Raw genomic sequence first — 26,225 nt, 5'->3', positions numbered from 1 at the left:
GTGACGACCTCATCGTATAAGCTACTCCCCTTTATGGGATTCAATTGAGATTATCATATGAAGAAATGTTCAATTTGTCAAATAGTAAGGTGAATGGATGTAAGCCGTTCCCAAAAGGACGAGCTCTTCATATAGTAACGTAAAAGGAGTGATGAGTATGGCTAAGGCCAGTGACTTTTTGATTGCACTTGATGACGGTCATGGAATGGAAACCCCGGGAAAAAGAACCCCTTATATTGAATCCCTGGGTAGGCAGATCCGTGAAAATGAATTCAATGCTGCAGTGACGAATTACCTTAAGATTGAGCTCGAAAGATGTGGTTTCAGAACGGTTTTGACTGCTCCTACAGATGTAGATACCCCTCTTAAAGAAAGGACAGATCTCGCCAACTCCCTGAATGCGGATGCACTTGTATCCAATCATTTCAATGCACTGAAGGACCGGTTCGACCCAGGTGGCAACGATCCGGAAGGGCATTCGATTCATATTTATCCGGGCGATGCAGTCGGAAGGCAATTTGCAGAAAAAGTAGCAAAATATATGCGTCAAAATCCCCGTCAGAAGTTCAGGGGAATCATTGAACAGAACCTCCATATCACCCGAGAGTTCAAGAATGCCGCCATCCTGATTGAAAACGGCTTTATGGACAATCGAAGGGAATCCCTCTTGATGATCGATCAAACATTCCAACAGGAACGAGCTCGCGAGGAGGCACAGGGAATCTGTGAGTATTTCGGTGTGCCCTATGTAGGAGGAAGCGCTCCTGCACCTGCACCGGCTCCATCCCCAACCCAGAAGCCTGTAACTGGGAGTGAGATTGGAAAACGTGTTGAGTCGATCTACCAAGGTGCGGATCAATTGAATTTTTATTCTAAACCGACCTTCAACCAAGCCTTCGTAGCAGGAAAACTCGCATTTGGGTATGGTTTCCCTAAAATCACAGCGAAGATTAACGTAGAAGGTGCCCAGATGTATGAAGTGCAGAATTCCAAAGGGAATACCTACTATGTGACGGCGTCCCCTCAGTTTGTGAAAGTCGTCGGTGCCGGTACCAGTACCCCTCAGCCCCCATCATCCCCGTCGATCAAAGCCATTGGAGAAATCACGATCATCGGAGTTGCGAACGCTGCCATCATACAGGACCGGCCGGATCGGCTTGCTTCCAATAATCTCGGTACCATCAATAAAGGTCAGACCATCCGTGTCGCTGGATCCGTCAAAGGGAAAAATAGCCCTAGCGGCTACTGGGAAGTTATCTATAATGGGAAACGCGCCTATATTACAGGTGAATTAGGCCAATTCCGTTCTTATTGATCATGAAGGCCCGGACATTCATTCCGGGCTTTTTTTGTGGATAAGCAGGGGCAAAGGAGAGGGATGTCGTATATGCATGTTAGGGAGGGATTGCATGTACGAATTGAAAACGAAGGAAACGGATGCGGACGTGCTGGAATACATCGAAACGTCCGTGACTGATAATCGCAGGGAAGATGCTTTCAAACTGCTTGATCTGTTTACTGAAGCCTCAGGGTTCGCGGCGAAGATGTGGGGTAAGAGCATCATTGGATTTGGATCCTACCATTATAAATATGCAAGCGGCCATGAGGGAGATGCAGCACTGGCAGGATTTTCACCACGCAAATCCAAGATTTCAATCTATTTAGGGTGTACTGGAACTGAGAAAGACCGGCTTTTATCGAATCTCGGCAAACATACTAGCGGAAAGGGCTGCGTCTATATCAATCGGTTAAGTGACGCAGACGCGGATATACTGAAAGAACTGATCCGGTTGTCGATCCATGAACTTCAAACCAAATATCCTGCAAATGGGTGAAGAAGAGTCAGTCAAAAGACTGATTTTTCTTTTTGGCATCGTTGGTAAAATGGGTACTTGCTTAAGAGATTTCAATCATATTCCAACCCGTCGCAAACTTATGGCTTGCAATCGTGGCGAATATCTTATATGATTAATCTCGAATTAAGAATATCTCAGTTCAAGATATACGAGATATTAACTCCCTAGAAAAGAAAGGAACGAATACACACATGTCTAAAGTATTGTACATCACTGCCCATCCACATGATGAGTCTACATCATTCAGTATGGCTGCAGGTAAAGCATTCATCGACTCTTACAAAGAAGCGAATCCATCAGATGAGGTTGTTCACATCGACCTTTACAAAGAAAACATCCCCCACATCGACGCGGATGTATTCAGCGGATGGGGCAAACTCCAAAGCGGAAGCGAGTTCAATGCACTATCTGCTGAAGAGCAAGCAAAAGTAGCCCGTTTGAACGAACTATCTGATCAGTTCGTAGCAGCTGACAAATATGTTTTCGTTACACCATTCTGGAACTTCTCTTTCCCTCCAGTTATGAAAGCTTATATCGATTCTGTCTCAGTTGCAGGAAAATCATTCAAATACACCGAGCATGGCCCTGTTGGACTCCTAACAGATAAAAAAGCCCTTCACATCCAAGCGCGCGGAGGCATCTACTCTGAAGGTCCTGCGGCTGCAATGGAAATGGGACATCGCTACCTTGAACTCATCATGCAGTTCTACGGTGTGCCTAGCTTCGAAGGTCTCTTCATCGAAGGACACAACGCAATGCCAGAAAAAGCGCAAGAGATCAAAGAAAACGGAATTGCCCGTGCAAAAGATCTTGCGAAAACATTCTAATAGGTGTAACAAAAAAGACCGCCAGCTGGATACCCAGTCTGGCGGTTTTTTATGAGGTGCCCCTTCTGCAGCGAAAGAAGCACCCCGTTCCGTTCGTTTATCTAGGAGGAAGGTGGGTAATGCATGTTCTATGCTGATGTTGCTTGTCCAGACACGGATCAGCCGGCGGTAGCCAATGCCGTGAAACTTTCAGGACCTACCCTAATCGTACCCAGTGCAGTGGCACTGACATAGGCGGAGTAAACCAGTGGACCACTAGCAGGGATTCCAGGATTGAAGTCAGCACCAGCGAATGTGATCAATTGTGGACCTACAATGGATAAATCCAAAACTTGCCTTGCAGTATACACTGTAATCAAACCAGATTGCTGTGTACCACGGATGATAGTGATATCAATGTTCGTCGCAATCGGAAGCAAAGGAAGCTGAACAGCCATCGTTCCTTCGAACTGAACCCTGATCTGTCCAACGGTTGCTTTCGTCACGTCCAGACCTACAACTCCAAAAAGACTATTTTGACCTACAAGGATTGGCGTTGAAATCTGTCCATACGTACTCGCATTCTGTGAGGTACGTGCATCAAGAAAAATCCCCATATTTTCACCTCCTGTCTTGTTATCTAGTACAGTATATGCATGTCCGATCAATGCGTCTGTGCACATGCTACAGTTTTAAAAAATGGATGATACCTTAAATGAAACTTTTCCAATCGCTAAACCGTATAAAGATGTAGGAACATTACATAAATTGGGGGAGTACAAATGTGGATCAGCATCGGTTTCAGCATCATCTATCTTTTTTGTATCATTTATATGATTTCTTATCGCCTGAATATAAAAAAAGCGGTTGAACGTTCAGCCGAAGCCCATTATCCGTCAGCACAAACGAAATTAGAGAATATTATCGTCCCTGACAGGTGGGAGCCCATGATCCCACTTGATAAACGTTCTAAATCCTATCGGATCGTCCATTGGGGAACACCTGCCGTCATCCTGCTCATGAGCGTTCTATTCATCCTAGTATTCGGAATGGATTTTCTGCATGGTTCATTCATAAATTTTGGTTATATCTTTTTTACCTTCTTGGTCATGATCCGGCATCAGGGAAACATCAACCTGTTGGATGATGGGGTCATCTTGAACGGGAGATTTTCCTCGTGGAATAAGGTGAAGGGGTACAAAGTTGAAAAAATCGTGAAGTGGCATGAATTATATGGTCTGGATGACCGGTTGAATAACAGCTATAAGGTCAGCCTGCTCTTGAAACGGGGCATCTTTCAGCCGAACTACGTGGTACTCACGGAAGAGCGTGACATGAGAAGTGTCGTTCAGCTTTTGGAGGATAAAGGAATAGAAGGGACAGTCGCGTATTCGCTTCCCCAAGTGGAGGTGCAGCGATGACTCTCGAGCGTGCATTTCATTCTGCCAAAGAGTTGATCCTTGACCGGTTTCCTTCTTGTCACGCGGCCTTATTGAGTGGCAGTGTCGTCCGGGGACAGGAGACAGCGACTTCTGATCTCGACATCATCGTCATACATAATGAACTCGCCTCCTCCTACAGGGAAAGCCTGATCTGGCAGGGATGGCCGGTTGAATTATTTGTCCATAACTCTACTGGGATCCTTGATTTTTTCAAGGATGATTGCCTCCGTGGCAGGCCATCACTCCCGCGGATGATCGCAGAAGGGCTGCCTCTGAAAAGTAATCAAACACTCGACTCATTAAAGGTTATCGCAAACAGACTGCTGAGTGCCGGACCGGAAAGCTGGGATGAAGATACCATTGATAGGAAGCGGTATTTTCTAACAGATGCCCTTGATGATTTCAACGGGTGTACCGACCGGGGAGAAGGACTGTTCATTGCCGGTCATCTGGCAGAACTGCTTCATGAATTTGTTTTAAGGACAAATGGATGTTGGATCGGCAGTTCAAAATGGATTACGAGGGCCCTGAGGGAGTTTGACCCTGAGTATGCACTACGTTTTGTCGATGCATTTGATTCCTATTACAAACACGGGGAGAAAAGAGCGGTGACCACTCTGGTGGATCAAGCTCTCAGTCCGTTCGGAGGCCGCTTGTTCGACGGATTTTCAATCGGGAAACCCATTGATGAGCCATCTTCCTGATCATACTAAAAAGGGTGTTCCGTTAAATACGGAACACCCTTTGCTTTTAATCAGGTATGATTTGGAAGCTGTCATGATCTTTTCGATGCATGCCTTCCTCAAATATGAGACGGGTAACGAATTTATACGAAATCCCCTCTTTACTTGGAGGGAACGTATCTGCCAATCGGCAGGCAAATTGAATTTTTCGTTGTTCTCCTGCTTTCATAATGGAAGAGCTCAGGATCGTATTCTGGTGAAGGACGGATGAACACTCGGTCTTTTCATTGTACTGCAGCAGATCTGTCTCGATCCTCTTCAGCTTCTGATCGACTTTACCGCCGATCAATTCGTATTCCCCTTTAATGAGTTCTCCTGGACAATAGGCAGAACGATGCAGTACAAGATCGATCTTCGCAGCACCGATCCCCATCTTACACATCAACTTTGCAAACATCATTCTCACCCTCGCTTTCTTTATAATATTTATCTGTTCATGGGCAGAATTATCCTCTAACAAAGCTATATTGTAAAGAAAGAAATCAATGATGTCTACACTATAATTTCGACATTTTTCGATTAACGTTAAAGCCCAAAAGAAAATATAAAATATAATGGAATAGTTGTAAAATAGAGGTAGATTAATAGAAGGACTTTCTATACAATAGGAATCGGAAGCAATCTTATCTGCCGAACGTGCAGGTAGTGAATATATCGTACAAAGGGGTTATCGAATGAAGGAAAAGAAAGCAAAGAAAAATCAGACGACGGTCCGTATGAATCTGCTGTTCGTTTCCGTGTTTTTTCTGTTCTCCATGCTCATTCTCCGACTTGGTGTCGTCCAAATTGTCAAAGGAAGTCAATATGAAGCGGAAGTATCGAGAACGGAAAACGTCAAGTCGGATAACGGCAATCCACCCCGCGGGAAGATCTATGACCGCTACCGGAATGTGATCGTCGATAACGTCCCCATGAATGCCATTACGTACACGAGCACTCAGTCGACGACATCAAAAGATATGTTGAAGGTGGCAAAGAAATTAGCCAAATTGATTGAAATCGACCAAAAAGTGATTGATAGCATCTCTGATCGGGATAAAAAAGACTATTGGTTACTTCAAAATAGCGATGAAGCCGCTAAATTAGTCACCAAGGATGAGTTAAAGAAGCTCGAAGCCAATGAAGAACTTGCAGAAGACGAGCGAAATAAAAAAGTGTACCAAATGCAGTTAGAGAGAATTTCTAAAAAACAGTATAGTTCCTATACAAATGATGAACTAAAGGTTCTCGCCATCTTCCGCCAGTTTAACACTGGATATGCCTTGTCACCTAAAATCGTAAAAAACAAAGGTGTAAGTGACGAAGAAATGGCAAGGGTGAGCGAGAACCTATCCAATCTTCCCGGAGTAAACGTAACGACGGATTGGGAGAGGAAGTACACGCAGAAAAGTACGCTCCGATCGATCTTAGGGAAAGTTTCCACAACCGAGCAGGGCATTCCAACGGAGCTGGTGGAACAATTCAAGGCTAAGGGCTACGCCATGAATGATCGTGTCGGGACAAGCTATTTCGAATCAGAGTACGAAAGTCTTCTGAAAGGGAAGAAAGAGGAGATTGAACACATTACGAAGGGTGGAAGCCTGATTGATTCAAAGCTGATCACGGAAGGACATAGCGGAAAGGATGTTTACCTTACAATCGACTTGAATCTGCAGAAAGAACTGGAAAAGATTGTTGAGGAGGAACTTAGTAAACAAGCAGCTAAATATTGGGAGTCTCCTTATTTGGACCGTGCATATCTAATCATGATGAATCCAAATACAGGTGAAATACTTTCAATGGTTGGGAAAAAATACGGTAAAGATGAAGATGGGAAAGTAGAACTACAGGATGATGCTTTAGGTACATTCACTTCCGAATATGGTGTAGGTTCTGCGGTAAAAGGTGCTACTGTATTAACTGGTTATATGACGGATAGTTTAGCTATAGGAGAAACTCTATATGATGAAGAAATTCAGATAAAAGGAACAAAACCGAAACGTTCATGGTTTTATCAGAATGAGGGCCCTCAGTACATGACAGATAAAACGGCTTTAGAGAGATCCTCAAATGGATATATGTGGAAGGTTGCGTTCAAAGTATCTGGGGTGAATTATGTAAGAAACCAACCGATGAACATCAAAAGAGAGTCCTTCGACACGTTCCGTAATCATTTTAAACAATTTGGGTTGGGCGTCAAGACGGAAATCGATCTACCAGGTGAAGCTGATGGACTACAGGGGACTGGGTATAAGCCAGGGAACTTGATGGACTTCGCGATTGGACAGTATGATACTTATACACCTATGCAATTGGCTCAATATGTATCCACTATTGCCAATGGAGGATACCGGATGCAGCCTCATATCATGAAGGAAATCAGGGAGCCAAACTATGAAAGCGATAAAGTCGGCTCCTTACTATACGAACACGAGTCTAAAGTTCTCAATAGGCTTGATGCTACTGACGAAGAGATACTTTCCGTTCAACAAGGGTTCTACAGAGTGGCACATGGATCTCAAGGAACGGCAGATAACTTTAAAAATGCTCCTTATGACGCCGCCGCAAAATCTGGTACAGCGGAAGCATTTTACTATGCCCCTGAACGCGGAAAGAACCTGGCGACCTATAACACGACGCTGGTAGGATATGCTCCATATGCCAATCCTGAAGTTTCATTTGCAGTTGTACTGCCTGCCTCTCATCAGGATAGAGACCCCTACGTCAATAAAACCATGGCCAAACGAGCCATGGACAAATACTTTGAATTGAAAAAGGAATACGAGAAAAAGGGCTACTACAGCGAATCAACAGACAAGGAAGTTATAGAAACTGAAGAATGACCAGGCAGTCCCCTATAAGGGGATTGCCTGTTTCTCTTGAAGGGGGAAATGTATTGAAAACTGAGTCGGAAATTACCGAAATGATTAAAAACGATTCATGGATGATAGAAATACTTAAGGTCACAGCTGAATTAGACCTCCCCGACTGCTGGGTATGCGCGGGCTTTGTACGAAACAAGGTGTGGAACCATCTCCATGATCGGGGATGGGAACCAATGAATGATATCGATGTGGTATATTATGACACTAGTGACACCGACGAAGAGACAGAGAAAAAGATCGAACTTCAGCTTCTGAAGTCTGTTCCCCATGCTCCCTGGTCTGTGAAGAACCAGGCAAGGATGCATGAGGTGAATGGGGATGAGCCGTATGTATCCACCGCCGATGCCATCTCGAAATTCCCTGAGACAGCCACGAGTGTAGCCGTCAGATTGAATGATGAAAATGCTCTCCAATTGCTTGCTCCTTGGGGAATCAAGGATCTTGTCAACATGGAAGTGCGGCCGACGCCACATGGATACACGGTTTATGAGAAGAGAATACAGGAAAAAGGATGGAACAAAAAATGGCCGATGGTGAAGGTCTTTTCCAGAGGGGGGACGGTGAATGACTGACGGGTACGCTCTATCCTCAAACATCCTTGAGCAATGGAAAGCACGGATCCTGCCGGAAGAGGATTGGTTTTTCTTCACGGACGATGAATGCTTCCCTTATGGAGAGATGGACGTGTTAGTGAAAGCCAATCTCTCACTGGATATTAAAACGTCGTATCTGACGTGGTCTCTTCCTGAAGGGGTATTTGTAAAAAAAATGCACCCAGGCGAATTCGAGGAGCTATCATATGAAGCCAGACAGAGAATCTCCGCAATTCAATGGGAACTCGGGAGGGGCTTAGTATTTGATCGTGAAGAAACGGAAGAATGGTTTGGTGAGCATGTACCGTCATTATATAAAGGAGCCGGAAAGAAACTCGTACTCTTCACAATCGCTTTTTGGCGTTCACTTGAGGAGCATCAAAAGGAAGGGTTTCTAAGAGCCTACAGCCGAATGTGGGTAGACGAACAACCATTATGGAAAGGGGCTCCTCCATCTTTTAAAACATTCATGCAGCGGGAATATCCGCATCTTATTCCGTATCTTGATGTTTTTCCCGACAGGAACGGGGCCAACTGCCTGGCTGCAGTCGCATTCGCCACCGACGCTTCGTCCGATCTCTATCATTGGATGCAGGCAGAGGAATTCAACCATCTGATGGCCGGTAGGGAAGAGGTCGGGGACATATCCGGAAAGGAGGTCCTGGTGTGGAGGGATTCTGAAGGGAGGATCATCCATGCGTGCTATGCGTTGAATGAGGAATTTGTTTTCAATAAGCACGGACAGACGATGTTCAATCCCTGGCAGCTTCTTACGGTGGAACGGGTGATAGGTTCCTGGGGAGAGCCGGTCATATACAGATAAGAAAAGAAGGGACCCATTAGGAGGTCCCTTCTTCGTCACTTTCTTTTTCGTTAAACCATAGAGGATCGTCGTTATCGACTTCACCATTGTAGTTGATAAACAGCTCTTCGCCAGCTTTAATATCCCGATACGCATAAAAATCGAATGTATGATTATCAAAGTTGATGTCATAGATCGTATTTGGAGTATAGGAATGGTTGAAAAGCATCCCATAACCAAGGAGAAGGGCTGTATGGTTCATGCCATACTCAAACACATAATCCGCCAAGAAGGTCTTTTCAATATAGTGATGCTCTTCATTAGGGTATGGAATTACCGGAGCCTCATGAATGAGCTCTCCTTTGGGAATGTCCTGTTTGGCAAAGACACCTCTTCTAAGTTCCCCGTCACTGACGGGAGACATTTTCACTTCAATCATCCTGACACCTGCTTTCAAAATTCTCTTCTAGATCTGTCAGGCCGACCGGCACACGCATGATTAGAAAAGGGCATAAAGGGTTTTTCATCATTGTTCCCGAGTGGCAACAATCAGAAAACCTCCTCCTTTAGCCTGACAGACTTACTAGTAAATTGCAATCGTTAAAAAAGATCTTTGAAGAAGGATTTGATGCCCCTGGCACTTCGTACAACCCAACTCGCTTTTTCAACCGTCTCATCAGCCGTTACGTCCACTGAGTAATCAGCGGGTACCCCATCAGGAATATACTCCTCTTCAGGAGGATTCTTCACCTTGAGGACGCCGACTTTTTCCCCTTTTTCAATCGGAGCGATCAGCTTACCGTCATTCGTTACTTTGTCGGGATCCAGGACCAATTCCACCTCGGTTTTTTCTTTTTGTTCTTTTGGAAGGGTCAGTGCAATCGGTTCTTTTATAGCGACACTGAGTTCTTTTTCTTTTCCGTTGTATACCTTTATGTTTCCAGGTGCTGCGGTTGCATCCTTTAGGGATAAATCCACTTCCTCGAATTCATTGAATCCGTAGTCCAGAAGCGCGGCAGATTGAATGAACCGCTCGGCACTGCTGGATTGACCATTAGCATCTTTAGCATCCAGGATGACAGATATGTAGCGGTTTCCGTTCCGTTCGGCTGTTGCCGTGAACGTGGTGCCGGCAAATGGGGTCGTCCCGGTTTTCAACCCGTCTGCTCCTTTATAATAGAAGGATTTCCCTTTCAGTAGTCCGTTTGTGCTTTTCATTGTCAATTCTTCCTCTGTGCCAGGTCTGAACTTCTTGGACGAAAGCCCGGATGTTTCAAGGGTTTCGGGATAGTCGTGGATCAGACGATAGGCAAGGGTGGCCATATCTTCTGCAGATACGACATTCTCATCATCCGGTTCAGTACCCTCCGGATACATCCCAAGCATATCGACATTGCTGAGACCGGAAGAATTGACGAAATGATAATGCTTCATCCCGAGTTCTTTCGCTTTTGCATTCATCTGCTTGACGAATTCACCTTCTGATCCGGCGACAATTTCTGAAAGGGCGATCGCTGCGCCGTTTCCGGATTTGATGACCATGGCTTCATACAATTCTTTGACTGTATAGGATTCGCCCTGCTTCAAAGGAACATTGCTCAATCCGGGAGCATTGGCGAGCTGATAAACTTTGTCGCTGATCTTGTAGGATTGATCCCATTTGATCTTCCCATCTTTAACGGCTTCTTGAACCAGATACTCCGTCATCATTTTGGTCATGCTGGCAATCCCCAGCTCTTCATGTTCATTTTCACCATACAGGATCTTTCCTGAGTTTCCATCTATTACAATGGCCGCATCCGCATGGATTTCCGGCTCCCCTGCCGCAAAGGCTTCACCTTGAAACCCGGCGACGGCAAGCATGGATACCAAGAGGGCGGATGCCGTCTTACGTCCATTCATATCTGTATACCTCCAACGTCAAGTGACTTACAACCCCGTTATTTTACCATAGTTTCAATGGGAGGGACGAGTCAGTTTGTGACAGATACAGAAGGATATGTCGGAAGAATGTCGAATGGGTAGAGAAGTCTTGTCTAAAAGGAGGGAATCATCATTCCAACTCTAAAAATCAATCTCGAAACCTCTTTGATCCCCTGGGTAGAGGATATCGCCCGCAAAAATGATAGTTCAGGCCACGCCCTCTATATTATGAAAGATGGGAAGACCGTTCTTGAACATTACGGCGGATACCACTCGTTTGAACCAGGTGCCCAAAAGGTGAATCCAACATCACGCTTTAACATCGCATCTGCACGGAAGAGTTACATAGGGTTGATGGTCGCTTATGCCCTGTATGATGGCTTGCTCAAAATCGATCAACCCGTGCACGATTATGTAAAGGTAAAGGATCCCGTATTCAGGGGGGTCTCCATCAGGCATCTCCTGACCCACACTCACGGCATCGGAGAAGGGGACAGTGGCCTGTATACGGAATTCACTCCGGGAGAGAACTGGAGTTATAACAATGTTGGGGTAGATACACTGGCGCATCTGGTGATGGAGATGTACGGTGTGACCATCAGCTCCTTCCTTCAGGGAAGAATCTTCAATCAGCTGGAGTGGGTGGAAACGGGCTGGATGACAGAAACCTCACATGAATTGGTGAAAATCATAGGCAACAGAGATGAAAAGCCTATGGACGGTCTTCATCCAGATAGCGACGGAACTAGGAAAAACTTATTTGTTTCCGCAAGGGAGCTCGCTTGGTGGGGTCAACTGCACCTTGATAAAGGGAAGGTAGGTAACCGTCAAATCGTCCCAGAAGAAGTGGTCAATCTTGCTACAAGCATCCACACGCCCGAATCGCTTCTGGATGAGTTGCCACGAAACGGGGCGTTTTGGTACGTACAGGATATACCGCGGATGAAAAGTGAAATCGGGGATGCTGTACCTGCTGGTTCCTACCAGATCCTTGGCGTGACAGGACCGACGATCCTGGTGATCCCGAAATATCAAATTGTTGCTGTCAAAATGTATAACAAAAGGTATAATTACGGAGGCGCAGATTACCTTCGATACTTGAAGGAATTCAGTAATAGGGTGGCTGACGCCTGTACATAAACGGGGGATGAATGGAATGAATGAGCAGCGAATGAGTAACTTGAAGAATTATGCGGCCCTTGCAGTCAAGGTAGGGGTGAATATCCAAGAGGGACAGGCACTTTGGATCAGTGCTCCCCTCGGGACGGAGGAATTCGTCCGTTTGGTGGTGAAGGAAGCCTACATGGCCGGATCGAAAAATGTGCATGTACAGTGGTTCGATGAAGCGGTTTTGAGGACCCACTATGAACTTGCGCCGGAAGAGACATTTTATGAGTATCCTGAGTGGCTGGCTGCTGCCCACGAATGGCTGGTCGATCACAGAGGTGCTTTTCTGCAGGTTGATTCAGGAGATCCCGATCTTTTGAAGGGAATTGATGCAGAAAGGATCACCGCCTTTGAAAAAGCGAGCGGAGATGCTCTGGACCGATTTTATGAAGCCATAGAGAACGACCACATCCCATGGTCGATCGTGGCAATCCCTTCCCAGGAATGGGCAGAGAAAGTCTTTCCCGATCTAAAGGGTTCCGAAGCAGTCGATACATTATGGGAACATATCTTCCAATCGGTACGGATGGATGAACCAGATCCTGTCGAGGCGTGGAAGAAGCATATCAATGAACTGACTTCAAGGGCAGAGAGACTGAACGATTTGAATTTAAGGGAACTGCATTATGCTGCACCGGGCACAGATCTCACCGTGCATCTGCATGAAGACCATATTTGGCTGACTGGTGCAAGCAAGACACCTGATGGAAAGGACTTCATCGCCAATATGCCTACGGAGGAAGTGTATACCGTTCCGGTCAAAAACGGGGTGAACGGGACCGTCCGTGCAACAAAACCCCTTGCCTACAACGGCAATGTCATCGATGATTTCACCCTTACATTCAAAGATGGGAAGATCATTCACGCTACTGCTCAAACAGGAGTAGAGATCCTGAAAAAAATGATCGACATAGACGAAGGCGCGGCCTTTCTTGGCGAAGTGGCTCTCGTTCCCCACGATTCACCGATCTCAAACTCCGGGATTCTTTTCTTCAACACCCTCTTTGATGAAAATGCATCCAATCACTTGGCGATCGGTTCTTCCTATCCTACCTGTATGAAGGATGGCAGTATCCTCTCAGATGAAGAAAAGGAAGCAAGGGGACTGAACGAAAGCGTGGTTCATGAAGATTTCATGATCGGTTCCGGGAGAATGGATATCGTCGGTGTAACCAAGGATGGAGAGAGTGTACAGATTTTCAAAGAAGGGAACTGGGCATTCTGATTTAAGGAAAAAGGATTAAAATATGAAACATTCTGGTAATTTAGGTTTAGTTCAAACTTCCTTGAGGTATTGAAAAACAGGGCGATTTTTCCAGTCGCTTTGTATATCCCAACTTTTAAGGAGGGTAGACTGTCCAACTAACTAAATAAGATGATTAGGAGCGATGAGTCATGAGCTGGTTTTTAAAAGGATTGAAGCAATACGCTGATTTTAGAGGGCGGGCAAGAAGGCAAGAATATTGGATGTTTACTCTTTTTAGTTTCATTTTAGGCGCCATTCTATATTCCTTACTTTTCATTGGGATTGCTATGGATTCAATGGGCATGATTGTGTTCGGATTGATTCTTTTCATCATTTATGTACTTGCACTATTTGTTCCGACACTCGCCGTCACTGTACGAAGATTGCACGATACGGGCCGAAGTGGAGTATGGTATTTCATCAACTTTGTACCATTTGCAGGAGGAATCATTTTATTGGTGTTCTGCTGCCTCGATAGCGAGAACGGAAATAATCAGTGGGGAACGAACCCAAAGAATAGCGGTAGTGCAATCGAAGCAATCTAAAAGGACAGGGAGGCCATTCCTACATAAGGAATGGAAGGATGGAATGGGCCCGCCTCATCCAACTTCCAATCTGGACGTCAGATGACAGAAAGGCCCCCCTTTTTCTATTTACAAATGAAATGGTGATGCAAAATGAGTTTTGAAGGACAAAGTATTTTACCCGCAGTGAGATCGATGAAGGATTTTGACAAAATGCTCAAAACATCATTCCAATACGGAGTATTCCTGGATCTCCACGTAGGGATGCTGAAAAGCGTATTCGACTATGCTAAAAAGGAAAAACGGAATATGTTCCTCCATCTGGATTTGATCCATGGCTTATCGAGCGATGAATATGCAACAGAATACATCTGTCAGGAAATCAAGCCGTACGGGATCATCTCCACTAAAGGGAGCGTCATTAAAAAGGCGCGTCAAAGGGGGATCTATGCCACACAGCGAATATTCGTCATTGATTCCAGTGCCATGAAAAGGAGCATTGAGCTCATTCATAAGACGGACCCCGACTACATAGAAGTGCTTCCCGGGGTTGTACCGAAAATTATTCGTGAGATAGGCGAAAAGACGGGGAAACCGATTTTTGCAGGCGGTTTGATTGATACCGTGGAGGAAGTAGAGGCATCCCTTGAAGCAGGCGCCACGGCCATTACAACGTCCAATCTCGATCTTTGGAAATATTATGATAGAAAAAATCTTATTAACTGATTGACAACGCTTCCATGTTATTTTAATATAGGGATTAAGTTAATAACCAGTGAATGAGACCTAAGAGACTCACAAGATTTTTTCCGTTTATAGCCATTATAAAAGGGATATTTCTGTGGGTCTTTTGTCTGTGAACTGGTTGTTCCATAGATCAATTGTTATACCAGAAGTTGAAAGCGGAATCAATCAAAGGGGTAACGGTATCATTCATCTATGGAATTGACTTATACTATCTTGTTGGAAAGAAGGGGTATCATGTCTCCATTTTTAGCTGAAGTGTTGGGAACTGCACTGCTTATCGTTTTCGGTGCAGGAGTGTGTGCCAACGTCAATTTAAAAAAATCATTCGCTTATAACTCCGGGTGGATCGTCATCACATTCGGATGGGGCTTGGGGGTTGCCATGGCTGCCTATGCAGTCGGTCAATTCAGCGGAGCCCATTTAAACCCGGCTGTTACATTTGGACTTGCCTTCAATGGCGATTTCCCTTGGAGCGATGTACCGATGTACATCCTTGCTCAAATGATCGGCGCCATCATCGGTTCTGCCATCATCTATCTGCATTTCCTTCCACACTGGCATGCAACGAAAGATCCAGGTGTGAAGCTTGGCGTGTTCGCTACAGGTCCTGCAATCCCACATTATTTCTCGAATATCTTAAGTGAAATCATTGGAACTTTCGTATTGGTTATAGGATTATTGACAATAGGGGCGAATACATTTGCAGAGGGATTGAATCCGTTCATCGTCGGGTTCCTGATCATCGCCATCGGTATCTCGCTTGGTGGTACTACTGGGTATGCGATCAACCCTGCTCGTGACCTCGGTCCACGTATCGCTCATTTCATCCTGCCGATCCCGGGTAAAGGATCATCCAACTGGGGCTACTCCTGGATTCCGGTTCTTGGCCCGCTATTGGGTGGATCATTCGCTGGTGTGTTTTACAAAGCATTCTTCAGTGGAACGATGACATCGGCGTTCTGGATCATCCTTGCCGTGATGGTAGTAGTATTGGTACTTGCCTATGTGGCAGACAGGAAACAATCTCTTGCTGAAAAAGCTGCATTATTAGCAGACGAAAATTGAATGGAGGAACAAAATCATGGAAAAATTCATTCTCTCCCTTGACCAAGGGACAACAAGCTCAAGGGCAATCCTTTTCAATCAGAAAGGGGAAGCGGCCCATACGGCACAAAAAGAATTCACTCAACACTTCCCGAAACCAGGCTGGGTAGAACATAATGCCAATGAAATTTGGGGATCGATCCTTGCCGTCATTGCAAGCGTTTTATCAGAATCGAGTGTAAAAGCAGAGCAAATCGAAGGAATCGGCATTACGAACCAGCGTGAAACAACTGTGGTGTGGGATAAAGAGACTGGCGATCCCGTTTATAACGCCATCGTTTGGCAGTCAAGACAAACGGCTGGAATCTGTGATGAACTGAAATCCCAAGGTTTGAACGACAAGTTCCGAGATAAAACCGGATTGTTGATCGATGCATATTTCTCAGGGACGAAAGTAAAATGGATCCTTGATAATGTTGATGGAGCTAGGGAAAAGGCCGAAGCTGGAAAACTACTCTTCGGTACGATTGACACATGGCTCATTTGGAAGATGAGCGGTGGAAAAGCCCATGTAACGGACTATTCCAATGCATCCCGTACGCTCATGTACAATATTTACGATCTTGAATGGGACAAAGAACTACTTGATATCCTCGGAGTTCCTGAGAGCATGTTGCCAGAAGTAAGACCGTCTTCTGAGGTATATGCTACGACGATCCCTTATCATTTCTTCGGACGTGAAATTCCGATTGCGGGAGCTGCAGGGGACCAGCAGGCAGCCTTGTTCGGTCAAGCTTGTTATAATGAAGGAATGGCCAAGAACACCTACGGTACAGGTTGCTTCATGCTGATGAATACTGGAGAGAAGGCTGTGAAATCTGACAACGGCCTGTTGACGACACTTGCATGGGGGATCGATGGGAAGGTCGTATACGCCCTCGAAGGAAGCATCTTTGTAGCCGGTTCGGCAATCCAATGGCTTCGCGACGGTCTCCGCATGTTCAATAATGCAGCAGACAGCCAGGCTTATGCAGAACGCGTTGATTCTACAGACGGCGTATACGTAGTTCCGGCCTTCGTAGGTTTGGGTACACCATACTGGGATAGCGATGTTCGCGGATCTGTATTCGGATTGACACGCGGTACATCCAAGGAGCATTTTGTCAGAGCGACACTGGAATCCCTTGCGTATCAAACGAAAGATGTACTGACCGCAATGGAGGCCGATTCAAACATCCCGCTGAAGAAACTTCGCGTAGATGGTGGAGCAGTCAAAAATGATTTCTTGATGCAGTTCCAAAGTGATATCCTCGACGTTCCGGTTGAGCGTCCGGTCGTCAATGAGACAACGGCCCTAGGTGCTGCGTACCTTGCAGGACTTGCCGTTGGATTCTGGAAGGATCAAGATGAAATTTCTCAACAGTGGAACATGGAGAAGCAGTATGATCCGGATATGGAACAAGAAAAACAGGAAGAACTTTACAACGGGTGGAAAAAAGCCGTTAAAGCAACTATGGCTTTCAAATAAGATGAACCTGTGATATAATGAACTCAAGTTAATAAAACGGTTAGAGACCAAGAGAGACCATTTCCACATTTATAGAGATTATTTCTATAATGCTGGTTTTGGTCTCTTTTTTTATGGTTAAAGTATAAGAGAGATTACTCATTAACCGTTTACAACCATACATTCTAGGAGGAACCACTTATGACTTTTTCCAGCACGCACAGACAAGAAGTGAAAAATGCATTAAAAAATGAACACTATGACTTGATCGTAATCGGTGGGGGGATCACCGGATCAGGTATTGCTCTTGATGCTTCCAAGCGCGGTATGAAGGTGGCGCTTGTAGAAATGCAGGATTTCGCAGCTGGGACTTCCAGCCGTTCTACCAAGCTTGTCCATGGTGGTTTGCGCTATTTGAAACAATTCGAAGTGAAGATGGTGGCAGAAGTAGGGAAAGAACGTGAAATCGTGTACGAAAACGGTCCACACGTTACCACTCCTGAATGGATGCTGCTTCCGATGCACAAAGGTGGTACATTCGGTAAATTCAGTACGTCCATCGGTCTTAAAGTGTATGACTACCTTGCAGGAGTCAAACGCAGTGAGCGCCGGACCATGCTTTCTGTATCGGATACATTGACGAAAGAACCTCTAGTGAAGAAACAAGGTCTGAAGGGCGGAGGTTACTACGTAGAATACCGGACAGATGATGCACGTCTGACGATTGAAGTCATGAAGGAAGCCATCGCACACGGGGCAACTTCCATTAACTATACAAAATCCCAACGTTTCATTTACGATAACAAGAAAGTTGTCGGAATCGAAGCGGAAGATCTGCTTACCAATGAAACCTACGAGATCCGAGGAACAAAAGTCGTGAATGCTGCGGGTCCTTGGGTAGATGATGTACGCCATAAAGATTACAGCACGAATAACAAACAGCTGCGCTTGACTAAAGGGGTCCACCTTGTCATCGACCAAAGCAAATTCCCGCTTCGTCAGGCTGTGTACTTTGATACTCCGGATGGCCGCATGGTCTTCGCGATTCCTCGTGATGGAAAAGCTTACGTGGGAACAACTGATACAATCTTTGATAAAGATAAGGCTCATCCGTACATGACATCTGAAGATCGGGATTACATTATGAATGCCATCCATTTCATGTTCCCGGATGTGAACATCACCAATGATGATGTAGAATCAAGCTGGGCTGGTGTACGACCGCTGATCTTTGAAAAAGGGAAAGATCCTTCTGAAATTTCCCGTAAAGATGAAATCTGGGAAGCCGAAAGCGGTCTGATCACCATTGCTGGTGGTAAATTGACCGGATACCGCAAGATGGGTGAAACGGTTGTAGACCTTGTTGCAAAACGATTGAAGGAAGAAGTGAAGCGTAAATTCCCAGAGTCCACTACCAAACATATGCCGATCTCCGGGGGCCATGTCGGCGGATCCAAAAACTTCCCTGCGTTCGTGGATGAGAAAGCGAAGGAAGCGGTGCGCTACGGTCTATCTGAAGAAGAAGGACGTAAACTGGCTACCATGTACGGCTCCAATGTGGATCAGCTGTTCAAACTTGCACATGCGTATACTGGAACCTCAGGGAACAAAGAAGTACCTGCTTCCCTATATGCTCAACTGCTCTATGCCATCCAGGAAGAGATGACCGTAACGCCGGTCGATTTCTTCATCCGTCGTACAGGCGCATTATTCTTTGATCGTGCGTGGGTCGTCAAGTGGCACGAGCCTGTAATTGAAATGATGAATGGATTGCTCAATTGGACGCCTGAGCAAAAAGAGAAATTCACCAATGATCTGAAAGTCGAATTGAAGAATGCTGTCGTACCAATCGATCAGCAGTAATATGCTTAGAATTATATAAAAGGTCATTTTTGTGAAAGACTCTGACAATCCAAGCGTCTCATCTCTCTTAACGAAGCTTCATCGCTTTAAATGGATATTGAACGCAGGGGGAAAAGTCTTTACCATGAAGAATGAAATTGACCCTCATAGAAAAGAACGGCTCCCGTGATGGGAGCCGTTCTTTTTTTGATATACTTGCATTATGGGAGGGATGATATGAATCAGAAAGTGGCCATCGTGACAGGAAGTAATAGCGGTTTCGGCCTTCTCACGGCCGTAGAGCTCGCTAAAAATGGATTCAGAGTGGTTGCCACCATGAGGGATACCGCTAAGAAAGAGGATTTGCTTAGGAGTGCGTCTTCTTTACAGGTTGAAGACCGGATTTTCATCCAGGAACTGGACGTGACCTCTGCCTTGTCTCTAGAATCGTTCAAGGAGTTCCTGACTTCTCTGGATAGAATAGATGTGCTTGTGAACAATGCAGGATTTGCACAGGGAGGATTCCTCGAAGAAGTACGCATGGATGAGTTCCGTCAACAATTCGAAACGAATGTATTCGGAGTGATCGGGGTGAGTCAGCTTATCCTGCCTTATATGAGGAGGCAAGGCAGTGGAAAAATCATCAATATCGGCAGTATCAGCGGTCGGATCGGTTTCCCTGGTCTGAGCCCCTATGTATCATCAAAACATGCCCTCGCTGGACTATCTGAGAGTCTGAGGCTCGAAGTGAAGCCGTTTGGGATTGATGTCCATCTGATTGAAGCCGGCTCGTATCAAACAAACATCTGGTCCACAGGAAAGAAAATTACAGAACGATCCCTGCAATCAGAATCCCCTTATCATGCACAAATGAAAAAGCTGAATGCCCATTTGGTTGAATCAGGAGCACAGTATGGGGCCCCCCGGGATGTTTCATCTCTGGTCGCAGCCATTGCCAATGGACGTAAACGAAGATTCAAGTATGCAATCGGTAAAGGTACGGGAGTGACGATTTTAGTAAAATCGCTTTTACCATGGAAGACCATTGAGAGGATCATTCTTCATACACTAAGGTGATATCCCTTCCATATTCCTTATAGAAATGGTGAAAATTTCATGATAAAATGAAAAACGTGCAATATCCACTTCTTTATCGTGGAGAATGGAACAGACTACTACATAATCGAGAAGGAGAGTATCAAATGATTAAGCGTACAGGGGAAGTAACAATGGGGATTTTCGGCATTATTTTCTCATTCGGTTTTACCATCATGGGAATCATGGCCAATGTCCTTTTAAGTAATCCCGACTTTGTAAGAGGAATGGAGGAAGCAGAAAACGATCCTCAATTTCAGGCGGACACTGGTGGGATGAGTGTAGAAGATATGCTAACAATGATTGAAGCATCCAGTACTTATCTCATTATTCTAGGGATTGTCGCTTCCATTATTGGTTTGCTTGCGGTCATCTTCATCACGAAGAATCGAAAGCCTGTTCTATCAGGAGTACTATTCATCGTTTCGGCCTTGATTATCGGTATCGGAACGTTCGGTGCCGGATTCGTTCCTGGAATCCTCTATCTGATTTCAGGGATCATGGCGCTTGTCCGCAAACCAAAACCTGTGGACACCGTACTATAATGGCAACAAAAGAGCATCCCTTGAAGGGGTGCTCTTTTTTCATCCAATCTCAAACCATTCAATCAAACCGACAAATATGGTAGCATAGAGAAGGAAAGACCTTTAACAGCACTGGAGGAAGAATCATGAGCCGATTGGAACAATTCAAAGAATGGCTGCAACGTGAACAGATCGATGCAGCATTCATCAATTCAAGTGAAAATGTATTTTACTTAAGTAACTTTCTGACTGACCCACATGAACGTCTCGTCGGGGTCTTTGTATTTCCTGAAGCGGAACCATTCGTCGTTGCACCGGGGATGGAAGTACGCCAGGTAAAAGAAGCCGGATGGCCATATGAGGTGATTGGATACTCCGATCATGAAGATCCTTGGGACTTCGTTGGAAAAGCTATGGAAAAGCGGAACATCCAAGCTAAAAAGGTGAGCTTTGAAAAAGAAGTGGTCACCTATGCACGAAGTGAAGCATTCCTCAATCTATTCGAGTCTCCGGAGATCATCAATGCTGAAGACCGGTTGAATGACATGCGCGTTTGCAAGTCCACTGAAGAGATCGAAATCATGAGGAGAGCAGCGAAGATGGCCGATTATGGTGTGGAAGTCGGAGTCGCTGCTCTTAAAGAAGGGATTTCAGAAATGGAGGTCCTTGCCACAATCGAGTATGAATTAAAAAAACAGGGTGTCCGTGAAATGTCTTTCGCCACGATGGTCCTCTTCGGTGAAAAAGGCGGTGATCCGCATGGTAATCCGGGAGACCGTACACTAAAGGCGGGAGATCTCGTTCTGTTTGATCTGGGAGTGGTCCTCGATGGCTATACGTCAGATATTACGAGAACCGTGGCGTTCAAATCGATCTCGGATAAACAACGGGAAATATACGAAACGGTTTTGAAAGCGGAACTTGCCGCACTGGAAGCCAGCAAGCCAGGCAACCGCGTAGGGGATCTTGATTCAATCGCCCGTGCCATCATCACAGATGCAGGATATGGAGAAAACTTCCCTCACCGCATCGGCCATGGCCTTGGCATCAATGTCCATGAGTTCCCTTCCATGAGCCACACCAACGATGGAGTTCTCCGGGAAGGAATGACCTACACAATCGAACCGGGAATCTATATTCCTGAAATCGGCGGTGTGCGAATCGAAGATGATGTCCTGATTACGAAGGATGGCTGTGAAACGCTCACATCCTATCCGAAGGAACTTCAGATCATCGATTGACCTATTTACCAGCAGGGAAAATCCTGCTGGTTTTTTCATGCCAACCGAAGGATGCATGATATAATAGAAGGAAATATTCACATAAGAAAGGATAGGCCAATGAAACTTGTAATTGCCGAAAAACCCGACCAAGGTGCCACGTTGGCAAAACCATTCCCCCATACGAAAAGGCAGGGTTATATCGAAATCCAGCCCAACCCTATTTTTCCGAACGGAGCCTATGTGACATGGGCGGTAGGGCATCTTCTGCAATTAAAATCCCCTGAGAAGTATGAATCTTCTTGGAAGAAATGGACCCTCGAGACCCTCCCCATCGTACCCGATCGCTTCCAATATGAAGTGCAGCGCAGCAAAGCAAAGCAGTACAACATCATCAAAAGTCTCCTTCAAAAGGAAGAGGTGTCTGAGATCATCCATGCGGGAGATGCAGGAAGGGAAGGAGAACTGATCGTCCGAAATATCACCACCATGGCAAAAGCCAGGAAACCGATGAAAAGATTGTGGATTTCTTCCCTGACGGAAAAAGCCATCGTTCAAGGCTTTCAGAATTTGAAGGATGAAAGTGAAACCCGAAGTCTCTATCATGAAGCATATTCACGGGCATGCGCTGATTGGCTTGTCGGCATGAATGCTTCGAGGGCATACAGCCTTCTTCTGCAGGGACAGGGAATGTCGGACGTTTTTTCAGCAGGCAGGGTCCAGACACCGACGCTTGCCCTGATCGTAAAAAGGGAAGAAGAGATCGAACGATTCAAAAGTGAGCCCTTCTGGGAAGTGAAGGCCACCTTCAATATGGAAGGGAACGTATACGAAGGAACCTGGGTCAAGGATGGGAACACTCGCATCCAGACGAAGGAATTGGCTGAAAAAATTGCTGCGTTCTGTCAAAAGGGCAATGCCCGTGTAAAAGAGGTGAGGACAGAGAGAAAAGAATTTGCACCACCGATGCTTTTCAACCTATCCTCACTGCAGGCTACCATCAATAAAATGTACAAGTTCTCCCCTAAAAAAACACTGGATATCCTTCAGAAGCTATATCAAAAAGGAATCGTCTCCTATCCACGGTCGGATTCCCAGCATGTGACGAAAGGAGAGGCGGAAGCATTCCCGGAAATCCTCGCTAAGCTGAGGAAGTTCAACCCATACTCCCAATGGATCGGTGAATCACCACCCAACCTTATGAACAATAAGCGTTTCGTCAATGATCAGAAGGTATCCGATCACTATGCCATCATTCCGACGGAACAGGTAAAGGATCCTGCCAAACTCTCTGAGGAAGAACGGAAAATCTACGATGTGGTGATCCGTAGGCTGATTGCCGCTCATCACGAGAAGGCGATCATCGACTACACTTCTGTGTCCACTATCGTAGAGGAAAGGGCAGAATTTTCATCAAAAGGAAAACAGATCATTCAAGAAGGTTGGAGGGAGGTCATCGTCCCGACTGAAAAAGACCATGACGTGATCCTGCCTCCTCTTTCAGAAAATCAAGAGGGAAGGGTGACGAAGTCCTCTGTTAAGGAAGGAAAGACACAGCCTCCGAAACGGTATACGGAAGGACAGTTGATCACCCTGATGAAGACGGCTGGAAAACATATTGAAAATGATGAACTTGAAAAAGTCTTGAAGGCAACGGAAGGCCTTGGAACGGAAGCTACAAGGGCGGGGATCATCACGATGCTGAAAGACAGACAGTATATCTTCATCCAAAAGAATATTGTCTATCCGACCGATAAAGCCAGAGTGCTGATCCGAGCGGTCGGTCCACACGTCCTTGCCTCCGCTGAAATGACCGCCAAATGGGAGCAAAGACTGCAGGAAATCGGCAGGGGACAAGCCTCGGCACCTGAATTCATGGAGCAGGTAAAAAAGCTCAGTGCCAGTCTTGTCAAACAGGCCACCGAAGAATCCGACCGTTGGGATTTCAACGACCTTGATACGTCATCCATCCAGAGGGAAAGAGGGAAGGGCAAGGGAAAAAGCAGGGCAAAAACACCGGTCGGCACCTGTCCTAAATGCGGAGGAAAAGTCATTACCAAAGGAAAGTTCTACGGATGCAGTGAATATAGTAAAACCAAATGCAGCTTCAGCATTTCAAAGAAGATCCTCTCGAAAACAATTCCCCAAGCCCAAGTGAAGAAGCTCCTCAAAGATGGGCGTACGGACAGGATTGACGGTTTCAAAAAAGGAGAAAAGGAATTCTCTGCCTATCTGGGATGGGATCCCCAAGCAAGGAATATACAGTTCCTATTTGACGTAGAGTGACGTGACTTCCATCCATTCCCTCCCGGTAACATGATGGTTTGATCAAAAACATGTTTAATCCGAATGAAAATGGATAAAACATAAGAGACAGATCAACAACTTGGAGGTTTTAATGTGAAGAAGATTCTAATGGTATTGACCAATGCAAGCAAAATTGATGACGAACATGAAACGGGACTCTGGCTTTCAGAGTTTGCTGAACCATATGAAGAATTCAAGAATCAGGGATATGGTGTAGACGTGGCCAGCCTTAAAGGCGGCAGGATCCCACTCGACCCAAACAGCCTTGAAGACGGAAATCTCGTCGAAAAATGGAAAGGTGTCACGAAAGAGCTTGATCAAACCCTCGTTTTATCTCAGCTCAACATGGAGGAATATGTAGGGATTTTCCTTCCGGGAGGACACGGTACGATGTTCGATCTTCCTGACAGTCCTGAATTAAAATCTGCGCTGGCGCATTTCGCTGATAACAATAAGGCAATCGGAGCTGTATGCCATGGACCGGCAGGGTTTGTCGGAACGAAGCTTTCCAATGGCAAATGGCTCGTCGAAGGGAAGAACATGACCGGCTTTACGAACGAAGAAGAGCAGCAGACAGGGCTCGATTCCCTTATGCCATTCCTTCTTGAATCACGCCTTCGTGAGCAGGGTGCCAAGTTTGAAAAATCGGAACCGTGGAGTGACTATGTGATCACGGACGGTAAATTTGTGACCGGACAAAATCCTCAGTCCAGTCAATCGACAGCAGAAGCGTTCATCAAAGCGTTATCTTGATGTGAAAAGCCAAGGGTGAAGCCCCTTGGCTTTTTTTTGCCCTATTGACTACCTGGATATGTTAAAATTTTCTTACTAATCCAGGAGGGATGAATCATGTACTACATGCGGGTCGCTTTTCAAATTTTTGGACTGATCTTACTGTTTGAGACCGGAAAATGGCTTTCTGCCACTCTCCATCTCCCCATACCCGGTGGGATTTTAGGAATGGGAATCCTATTCATACTCCTATCAACAGGACTCGTTCATGATCAATTGCTTGCACAAGGGGCATCGATTCTTTTGAAGTATCTTTCGTTTCTTTTCCTTCCTCTGTCTGTAAGTGCCATCGTCCTGATTCCATTCATGGATCTGTATGGGTGGAAGCTTCTTATGGTACTCATCATCTCAAGCTTCATAGGATTTGTCGCTACTTCAATCCCTGCTGTGTATGCCACACGGAAAGGAAGTGCTTCCCATGAGCATGACCGGTGAGATCGTGGCGATTTCAGGCAGTGCGGTGATTTTTCTTTTAGCCAATCTCCTGTATAAAAGATGGACGAACCCGCTCCTGCTTCCTATCTTCACGTCCACACTGGTCATCATCGGAATCCTGCTGGTCGTCGGGCTTCCGTACGCACAGTACGCACAATGGACCAAAAGCGTCACCTACCTTCTAGGACCGGCAACGGTGGCACTTGCTTATCCCCTCTACCACCAGAGGAGATACCTGAAGGCATACGCACTGCCGATCGTACTCGGTCTGGTAATCGGCAGTTCGGCACAAATGACCGTTTCGTATTATATGGGAAGGTTCCTGCGTTTACCCGAAGATTGGAATCTTGCCGTCATGATCAAAACGATTACTACCCCCGTCGCACTCGGGGTGGGTGACATCATCGGGGCAAAAATCGAGGTCATCCCATCCGTTGTCATTATGACAGGAATGTTCGGAGCAATGGCCATCATTCCCCTGTTGAAAATCCTGCGAATCGAAGATGCCATTGTCACCGGTCTGACTTTCGGAGTCATCTCCCATGGTGTTGGCACGGCAAGGGCACTTAAAGAGGGGGAAGTCGAGGGAGCCGTGAGCGGAGCTGCCATGGCGTTGGCGTCCATGGTGCTATCCATTTTCCTGCCTCTATTGTTTTTCCTTTTTTCCTGATCCTATCGCTTTTAAAAACGTCATCCTTTAGGTATGATAAGGGATGGAGAATATATAAATAGTAAAGGAAGATTGT

At 45.7% G+C, this 26,225-nt stretch carries 26 protein-coding genes; 22 read left to right on the top strand and 4 right to left on the bottom strand.

Going from position 1 to position 26,225, the window contains the following annotated elements; all coding sequences use genetic code 11:
- Nucleotides 1-157: 157 nt before the first annotated feature.
- The 3 genes from ACNA6I_RS05830 to ACNA6I_RS05820 all read left to right on the top strand — a co-directional run bounded on the left by ACNA6I_RS05830 (nt 158) and on the right by ACNA6I_RS05820 (nt 2,683).
- Nucleotides 158-1,315 (top strand): N-acetylmuramoyl-L-alanine amidase family protein, encoded by a 1,158-nt coding sequence (locus tag ACNA6I_RS05830; protein ID WP_159129676.1) that lies wholly within the window; start codon nt 158-160, stop codon nt 1,313-1,315.
- Between the two features lie 94 nt (nt 1,316-1,409).
- Nucleotides 1,410-1,835: a DUF1801 domain-containing protein gene (locus ACNA6I_RS05825; RefSeq protein WP_048003623.1), complete on the top strand. Its 426-nt coding sequence runs from the start codon at nt 1,410-1,412 to the stop codon at nt 1,833-1,835.
- Between the two features lie 212 nt (nt 1,836-2,047).
- A complete protein-coding gene (locus ACNA6I_RS05820; protein ID WP_048003624.1) occupies nt 2,048-2,683 on the top strand; it encodes an FMN-dependent NADH-azoreductase in 636 nt (211 codons plus the stop codon).
- A 158-nt stretch (nt 2,684-2,841) separates the two neighbouring features.
- Here ACNA6I_RS05820 and ACNA6I_RS05815 read toward each other — a convergent pair whose 3' ends face one another.
- Complete coding sequence (locus ACNA6I_RS05815) at nt 2,842-3,279, bottom strand: hypothetical protein (protein WP_048003625.1); 438 nt, start codon at nt 3,277-3,279, stop codon at nt 2,842-2,844.
- A 165-nt stretch (nt 3,280-3,444) separates the two neighbouring features.
- On the opposite strand from ACNA6I_RS05815, the gene ACNA6I_RS05810 reads away from it, so the two are divergent.
- Nucleotides 3,445-4,083 (top strand): hypothetical protein, encoded by a 639-nt coding sequence (locus ACNA6I_RS05810; RefSeq protein ID WP_416313055.1) that lies wholly within the window; start codon nt 3,445-3,447, stop codon nt 4,081-4,083.
- Nucleotides 4,080-4,808: a nucleotidyltransferase domain-containing protein gene (locus ACNA6I_RS05805; protein WP_148795136.1), complete on the top strand. Its 729-nt coding sequence runs from the start codon at nt 4,080-4,082 to the stop codon at nt 4,806-4,808. The genes ACNA6I_RS05810 and ACNA6I_RS05805 overlap by 4 nt, the downstream gene beginning before the upstream one ends.
- Nucleotides 4,809-4,854: 46 nt before the next feature.
- Here the strand turns inward: ACNA6I_RS05805 and ACNA6I_RS05800 are convergent, their stop codons facing one another.
- Nucleotides 4,855-5,247 (bottom strand): sporulation protein, encoded by a 393-nt coding sequence (locus tag ACNA6I_RS05800; protein ID WP_048003628.1) that lies wholly within the window; start codon nt 5,245-5,247, stop codon nt 4,855-4,857.
- A 274-nt stretch (nt 5,248-5,521) separates the two neighbouring features.
- On the opposite strand from ACNA6I_RS05800, the gene ACNA6I_RS05795 reads away from it, so the two are divergent.
- From ACNA6I_RS05795 to ACNA6I_RS05785, 3 genes are read left to right on the top strand one after another with little or no spacing between them, the layout of a single operon-like run.
- Nucleotides 5,522-7,669, top strand: a complete 2,148-nt coding sequence (locus tag ACNA6I_RS05795; protein ID WP_048012762.1) for a peptidoglycan D,D-transpeptidase FtsI family protein — start codon at nt 5,522-5,524, stop codon at nt 7,667-7,669.
- Nucleotides 7,666-8,283 carry a nucleotidyltransferase family protein gene (locus tag ACNA6I_RS05790; RefSeq protein ID WP_416313054.1) on the top strand — a complete coding sequence of 206 codons (618 nt, stop codon included), beginning with the start codon at nt 7,666-7,668 and terminating at the stop codon, nt 8,281-8,283. Before ACNA6I_RS05795 ends, ACNA6I_RS05790 begins: the two co-directional genes overlap by 4 nt.
- Nucleotides 8,276-9,127, top strand: coding sequence for a hypothetical protein (locus tag ACNA6I_RS05785; RefSeq protein WP_416313053.1), 852 nt, complete (start codon nt 8,276-8,278; stop codon nt 9,125-9,127). The genes ACNA6I_RS05790 and ACNA6I_RS05785 overlap by 8 nt, the downstream gene beginning before the upstream one ends.
- 16 nt (nt 9,128-9,143) lie before the next feature.
- Here ACNA6I_RS05785 and ACNA6I_RS05780 read toward each other — a convergent pair whose 3' ends face one another.
- Nucleotides 9,144-9,545: an SET domain-containing protein gene (locus tag ACNA6I_RS05780; RefSeq protein WP_048003866.1), complete on the bottom strand. Its 402-nt coding sequence runs from the start codon at nt 9,543-9,545 to the stop codon at nt 9,144-9,146.
- Between the two features lie 161 nt (nt 9,546-9,706).
- Nucleotides 9,707-11,008 (bottom strand): D-alanyl-D-alanine carboxypeptidase family protein, encoded by a 1,302-nt coding sequence (locus ACNA6I_RS05775; protein ID WP_048003631.1) that lies wholly within the window; start codon nt 11,006-11,008, stop codon nt 9,707-9,709.
- A gap of 168 nt (nt 11,009-11,176) precedes the next feature.
- Here ACNA6I_RS05775 and ACNA6I_RS05770 point away from each other — a divergent pair, with 168 nt between their 5' ends.
- The 14 genes from ACNA6I_RS05770 (at nt 11,177) to ACNA6I_RS05705 (ending at nt 26,149) form a co-directional block, all read left to right on the top strand.
- On the top strand, nt 11,177-12,169 hold the full coding sequence (locus ACNA6I_RS05770) for a serine hydrolase domain-containing protein (RefSeq protein ID WP_375540475.1): 993 nt from the start codon (nt 11,177-11,179) through the stop codon (nt 12,167-12,169).
- Nucleotides 12,170-12,185: 16 nt separating this feature from the next.
- Nucleotides 12,186-13,421 carry an aminopeptidase gene (locus tag ACNA6I_RS05765; protein WP_048003633.1) on the top strand — a complete coding sequence of 412 codons (1,236 nt, stop codon included), beginning with the start codon at nt 12,186-12,188 and terminating at the stop codon, nt 13,419-13,421.
- 170 nt (nt 13,422-13,591) lie between these two features.
- Nucleotides 13,592-13,987, top strand: coding sequence for a DUF805 domain-containing protein (locus ACNA6I_RS05760; RefSeq protein WP_048003634.1), 396 nt, complete (start codon nt 13,592-13,594; stop codon nt 13,985-13,987).
- Nucleotides 13,988-14,119: 132 nt separating this feature from the next.
- On the top strand, nt 14,120-14,692 hold the full coding sequence (locus tag ACNA6I_RS05755; RefSeq protein WP_048003635.1) for a glycerol-3-phosphate responsive antiterminator: 573 nt from the start codon (nt 14,120-14,122) through the stop codon (nt 14,690-14,692).
- A gap of 255 nt (nt 14,693-14,947) precedes the next feature.
- The gene (locus ACNA6I_RS05750; protein WP_048003636.1) at nt 14,948-15,778 is read left to right on the top strand and encodes an MIP/aquaporin family protein; all 831 of its coding nucleotides are present in this window, start codon (nt 14,948-14,950) and stop codon (nt 15,776-15,778) included.
- 16 nt (nt 15,779-15,794) lie between these two features.
- Nucleotides 15,795-17,285 (top strand): glycerol kinase GlpK, encoded by a 1,491-nt coding sequence (gene glpK / locus ACNA6I_RS05745; RefSeq protein WP_048014476.1) that lies wholly within the window; start codon nt 15,795-15,797, stop codon nt 17,283-17,285.
- 180 nt (nt 17,286-17,465) lie between these two features.
- A complete protein-coding gene (locus ACNA6I_RS05740; RefSeq protein WP_159129684.1) occupies nt 17,466-19,127 on the top strand; it encodes a glycerol-3-phosphate dehydrogenase/oxidase in 1,662 nt (553 codons plus the stop codon).
- 216 nt (nt 19,128-19,343) lie between these two features.
- Nucleotides 19,344-20,183 carry an SDR family oxidoreductase gene (locus ACNA6I_RS05735; RefSeq protein WP_048012770.1) on the top strand — a complete coding sequence of 280 codons (840 nt, stop codon included), beginning with the start codon at nt 19,344-19,346 and terminating at the stop codon, nt 20,181-20,183.
- Between the two features lie 125 nt (nt 20,184-20,308).
- The gene (locus ACNA6I_RS05730) at nt 20,309-20,746 is read left to right on the top strand and encodes a DUF4064 domain-containing protein (protein ID WP_053071917.1); all 438 of its coding nucleotides are present in this window, start codon (nt 20,309-20,311) and stop codon (nt 20,744-20,746) included.
- Between the two features lie 125 nt (nt 20,747-20,871).
- Entirely contained in the window at nt 20,872-21,966 is a 1,095-nt protein-coding gene (locus ACNA6I_RS05725) for a M24 family metallopeptidase (protein WP_048003640.1), read from the top strand.
- Nucleotides 21,967-22,065: 99 nt separating this feature from the next.
- Entirely contained in the window at nt 22,066-24,231 is a 2,166-nt protein-coding gene (locus ACNA6I_RS05720; RefSeq protein WP_416313052.1) for a DNA topoisomerase III, read from the top strand.
- A 114-nt stretch (nt 24,232-24,345) separates the two neighbouring features.
- Nucleotides 24,346-25,005, top strand: a complete 660-nt coding sequence (locus tag ACNA6I_RS05715) for a type 1 glutamine amidotransferase domain-containing protein (protein WP_350493453.1) — start codon at nt 24,346-24,348, stop codon at nt 25,003-25,005.
- 96 nt (nt 25,006-25,101) lie between these two features.
- Nucleotides 25,102-25,479, top strand: a complete 378-nt coding sequence (locus ACNA6I_RS05710) for a CidA/LrgA family protein (protein ID WP_048003642.1) — start codon at nt 25,102-25,104, stop codon at nt 25,477-25,479.
- The gene (locus ACNA6I_RS05705; protein WP_159129686.1) at nt 25,463-26,149 is read left to right on the top strand and encodes an LrgB family protein; all 687 of its coding nucleotides are present in this window, start codon (nt 25,463-25,465) and stop codon (nt 26,147-26,149) included. The genes ACNA6I_RS05710 and ACNA6I_RS05705 overlap by 17 nt, the downstream gene beginning before the upstream one ends.
- Nucleotides 26,150-26,225: the final 76 nt, after the last annotated feature.

The sequence above is a fragment of the Rossellomorea sp. FS2 genome (assembly GCF_047915635.1).
Taxonomy (GTDB): Bacteria; Bacillota; Bacilli; order Bacillales; family Bacillaceae_B; genus Rossellomorea; species Rossellomorea marisflavi_A.
Note: the sequence above shows the minus strand (reverse complement) of the source record. Positions and strands in the feature narration are given on the sequence as shown.

What these genes read in the sequence shown, in the direction of transcription:
- ACNA6I_RS05830 (WP_159129676.1), top strand. Translation starts at nt 158, where the DNA reads ATGGCTAAGGCCAGTGACTTTTTGATTGCACTTGATGACGGTCATGGA.
- ACNA6I_RS05825 (WP_048003623.1), top strand. Translation starts at nt 1,410, where the DNA reads ATGTACGAATTGAAAACGAAGGAAACGGATGCGGACGTGCTGGAATAC.
- ACNA6I_RS05820 (WP_048003624.1), top strand. Translation starts at nt 2,048, where the DNA reads ATGTCTAAAGTATTGTACATCACTGCCCATCCACATGATGAGTCTACA.
- ACNA6I_RS05815 (WP_048003625.1), bottom strand. Translation starts at nt 3,279, where the DNA reads ATGGGGATTTTTCTTGATGCACGTACCTCACAGAATGCGAGTACGTAT.
- ACNA6I_RS05810 (WP_416313055.1), top strand. Translation starts at nt 3,445, where the DNA reads ATGTGGATCAGCATCGGTTTCAGCATCATCTATCTTTTTTGTATCATT.
- ACNA6I_RS05805 (WP_148795136.1), top strand. Translation starts at nt 4,080, where the DNA reads ATGACTCTCGAGCGTGCATTTCATTCTGCCAAAGAGTTGATCCTTGAC.
- ACNA6I_RS05800 (WP_048003628.1), bottom strand. Translation starts at nt 5,247, where the DNA reads ATGATGTTTGCAAAGTTGATGTGTAAGATGGGGATCGGTGCTGCGAAG.
- ACNA6I_RS05795 (WP_048012762.1), top strand. Translation starts at nt 5,522, where the DNA reads ATGAAGGAAAAGAAAGCAAAGAAAAATCAGACGACGGTCCGTATGAAT.
- ACNA6I_RS05790 (WP_416313054.1), top strand. Translation starts at nt 7,666, where the DNA reads ATGACCAGGCAGTCCCCTATAAGGGGATTGCCTGTTTCTCTTGAAGGG.
- ACNA6I_RS05785 (WP_416313053.1), top strand. Translation starts at nt 8,276, where the DNA reads ATGACTGACGGGTACGCTCTATCCTCAAACATCCTTGAGCAATGGAAA.
- ACNA6I_RS05780 (WP_048003866.1), bottom strand. Translation starts at nt 9,545, where the DNA reads ATGATTGAAGTGAAAATGTCTCCCGTCAGTGACGGGGAACTTAGAAGA.
- ACNA6I_RS05775 (WP_048003631.1), bottom strand. Translation starts at nt 11,008, where the DNA reads ATGAATGGACGTAAGACGGCATCCGCCCTCTTGGTATCCATGCTTGCC.
- ACNA6I_RS05765 (WP_048003633.1), top strand. Translation starts at nt 12,186, where the DNA reads ATGAATGAGCAGCGAATGAGTAACTTGAAGAATTATGCGGCCCTTGCA.
- ACNA6I_RS05760 (WP_048003634.1), top strand. Translation starts at nt 13,592, where the DNA reads ATGAGCTGGTTTTTAAAAGGATTGAAGCAATACGCTGATTTTAGAGGG.
- ACNA6I_RS05755 (WP_048003635.1), top strand. Translation starts at nt 14,120, where the DNA reads ATGAGTTTTGAAGGACAAAGTATTTTACCCGCAGTGAGATCGATGAAG.
- ACNA6I_RS05750 (WP_048003636.1), top strand. Translation starts at nt 14,948, where the DNA reads ATGTCTCCATTTTTAGCTGAAGTGTTGGGAACTGCACTGCTTATCGTT.
- glpK (WP_048014476.1), top strand. Translation starts at nt 15,795, where the DNA reads ATGGAAAAATTCATTCTCTCCCTTGACCAAGGGACAACAAGCTCAAGG.
- ACNA6I_RS05740 (WP_159129684.1), top strand. Translation starts at nt 17,466, where the DNA reads ATGACTTTTTCCAGCACGCACAGACAAGAAGTGAAAAATGCATTAAAA.
- ACNA6I_RS05735 (WP_048012770.1), top strand. Translation starts at nt 19,344, where the DNA reads ATGAATCAGAAAGTGGCCATCGTGACAGGAAGTAATAGCGGTTTCGGC.
- ACNA6I_RS05730 (WP_053071917.1), top strand. Translation starts at nt 20,309, where the DNA reads ATGATTAAGCGTACAGGGGAAGTAACAATGGGGATTTTCGGCATTATT.
- ACNA6I_RS05725 (WP_048003640.1), top strand. Translation starts at nt 20,872, where the DNA reads ATGAGCCGATTGGAACAATTCAAAGAATGGCTGCAACGTGAACAGATC.
- ACNA6I_RS05720 (WP_416313052.1), top strand. Translation starts at nt 22,066, where the DNA reads ATGAAACTTGTAATTGCCGAAAAACCCGACCAAGGTGCCACGTTGGCA.
- ACNA6I_RS05710 (WP_048003642.1), top strand. Translation starts at nt 25,102, where the DNA reads ATGTACTACATGCGGGTCGCTTTTCAAATTTTTGGACTGATCTTACTG.
- ACNA6I_RS05705 (WP_159129686.1), top strand. Translation starts at nt 25,463, where the DNA reads ATGAGCATGACCGGTGAGATCGTGGCGATTTCAGGCAGTGCGGTGATT.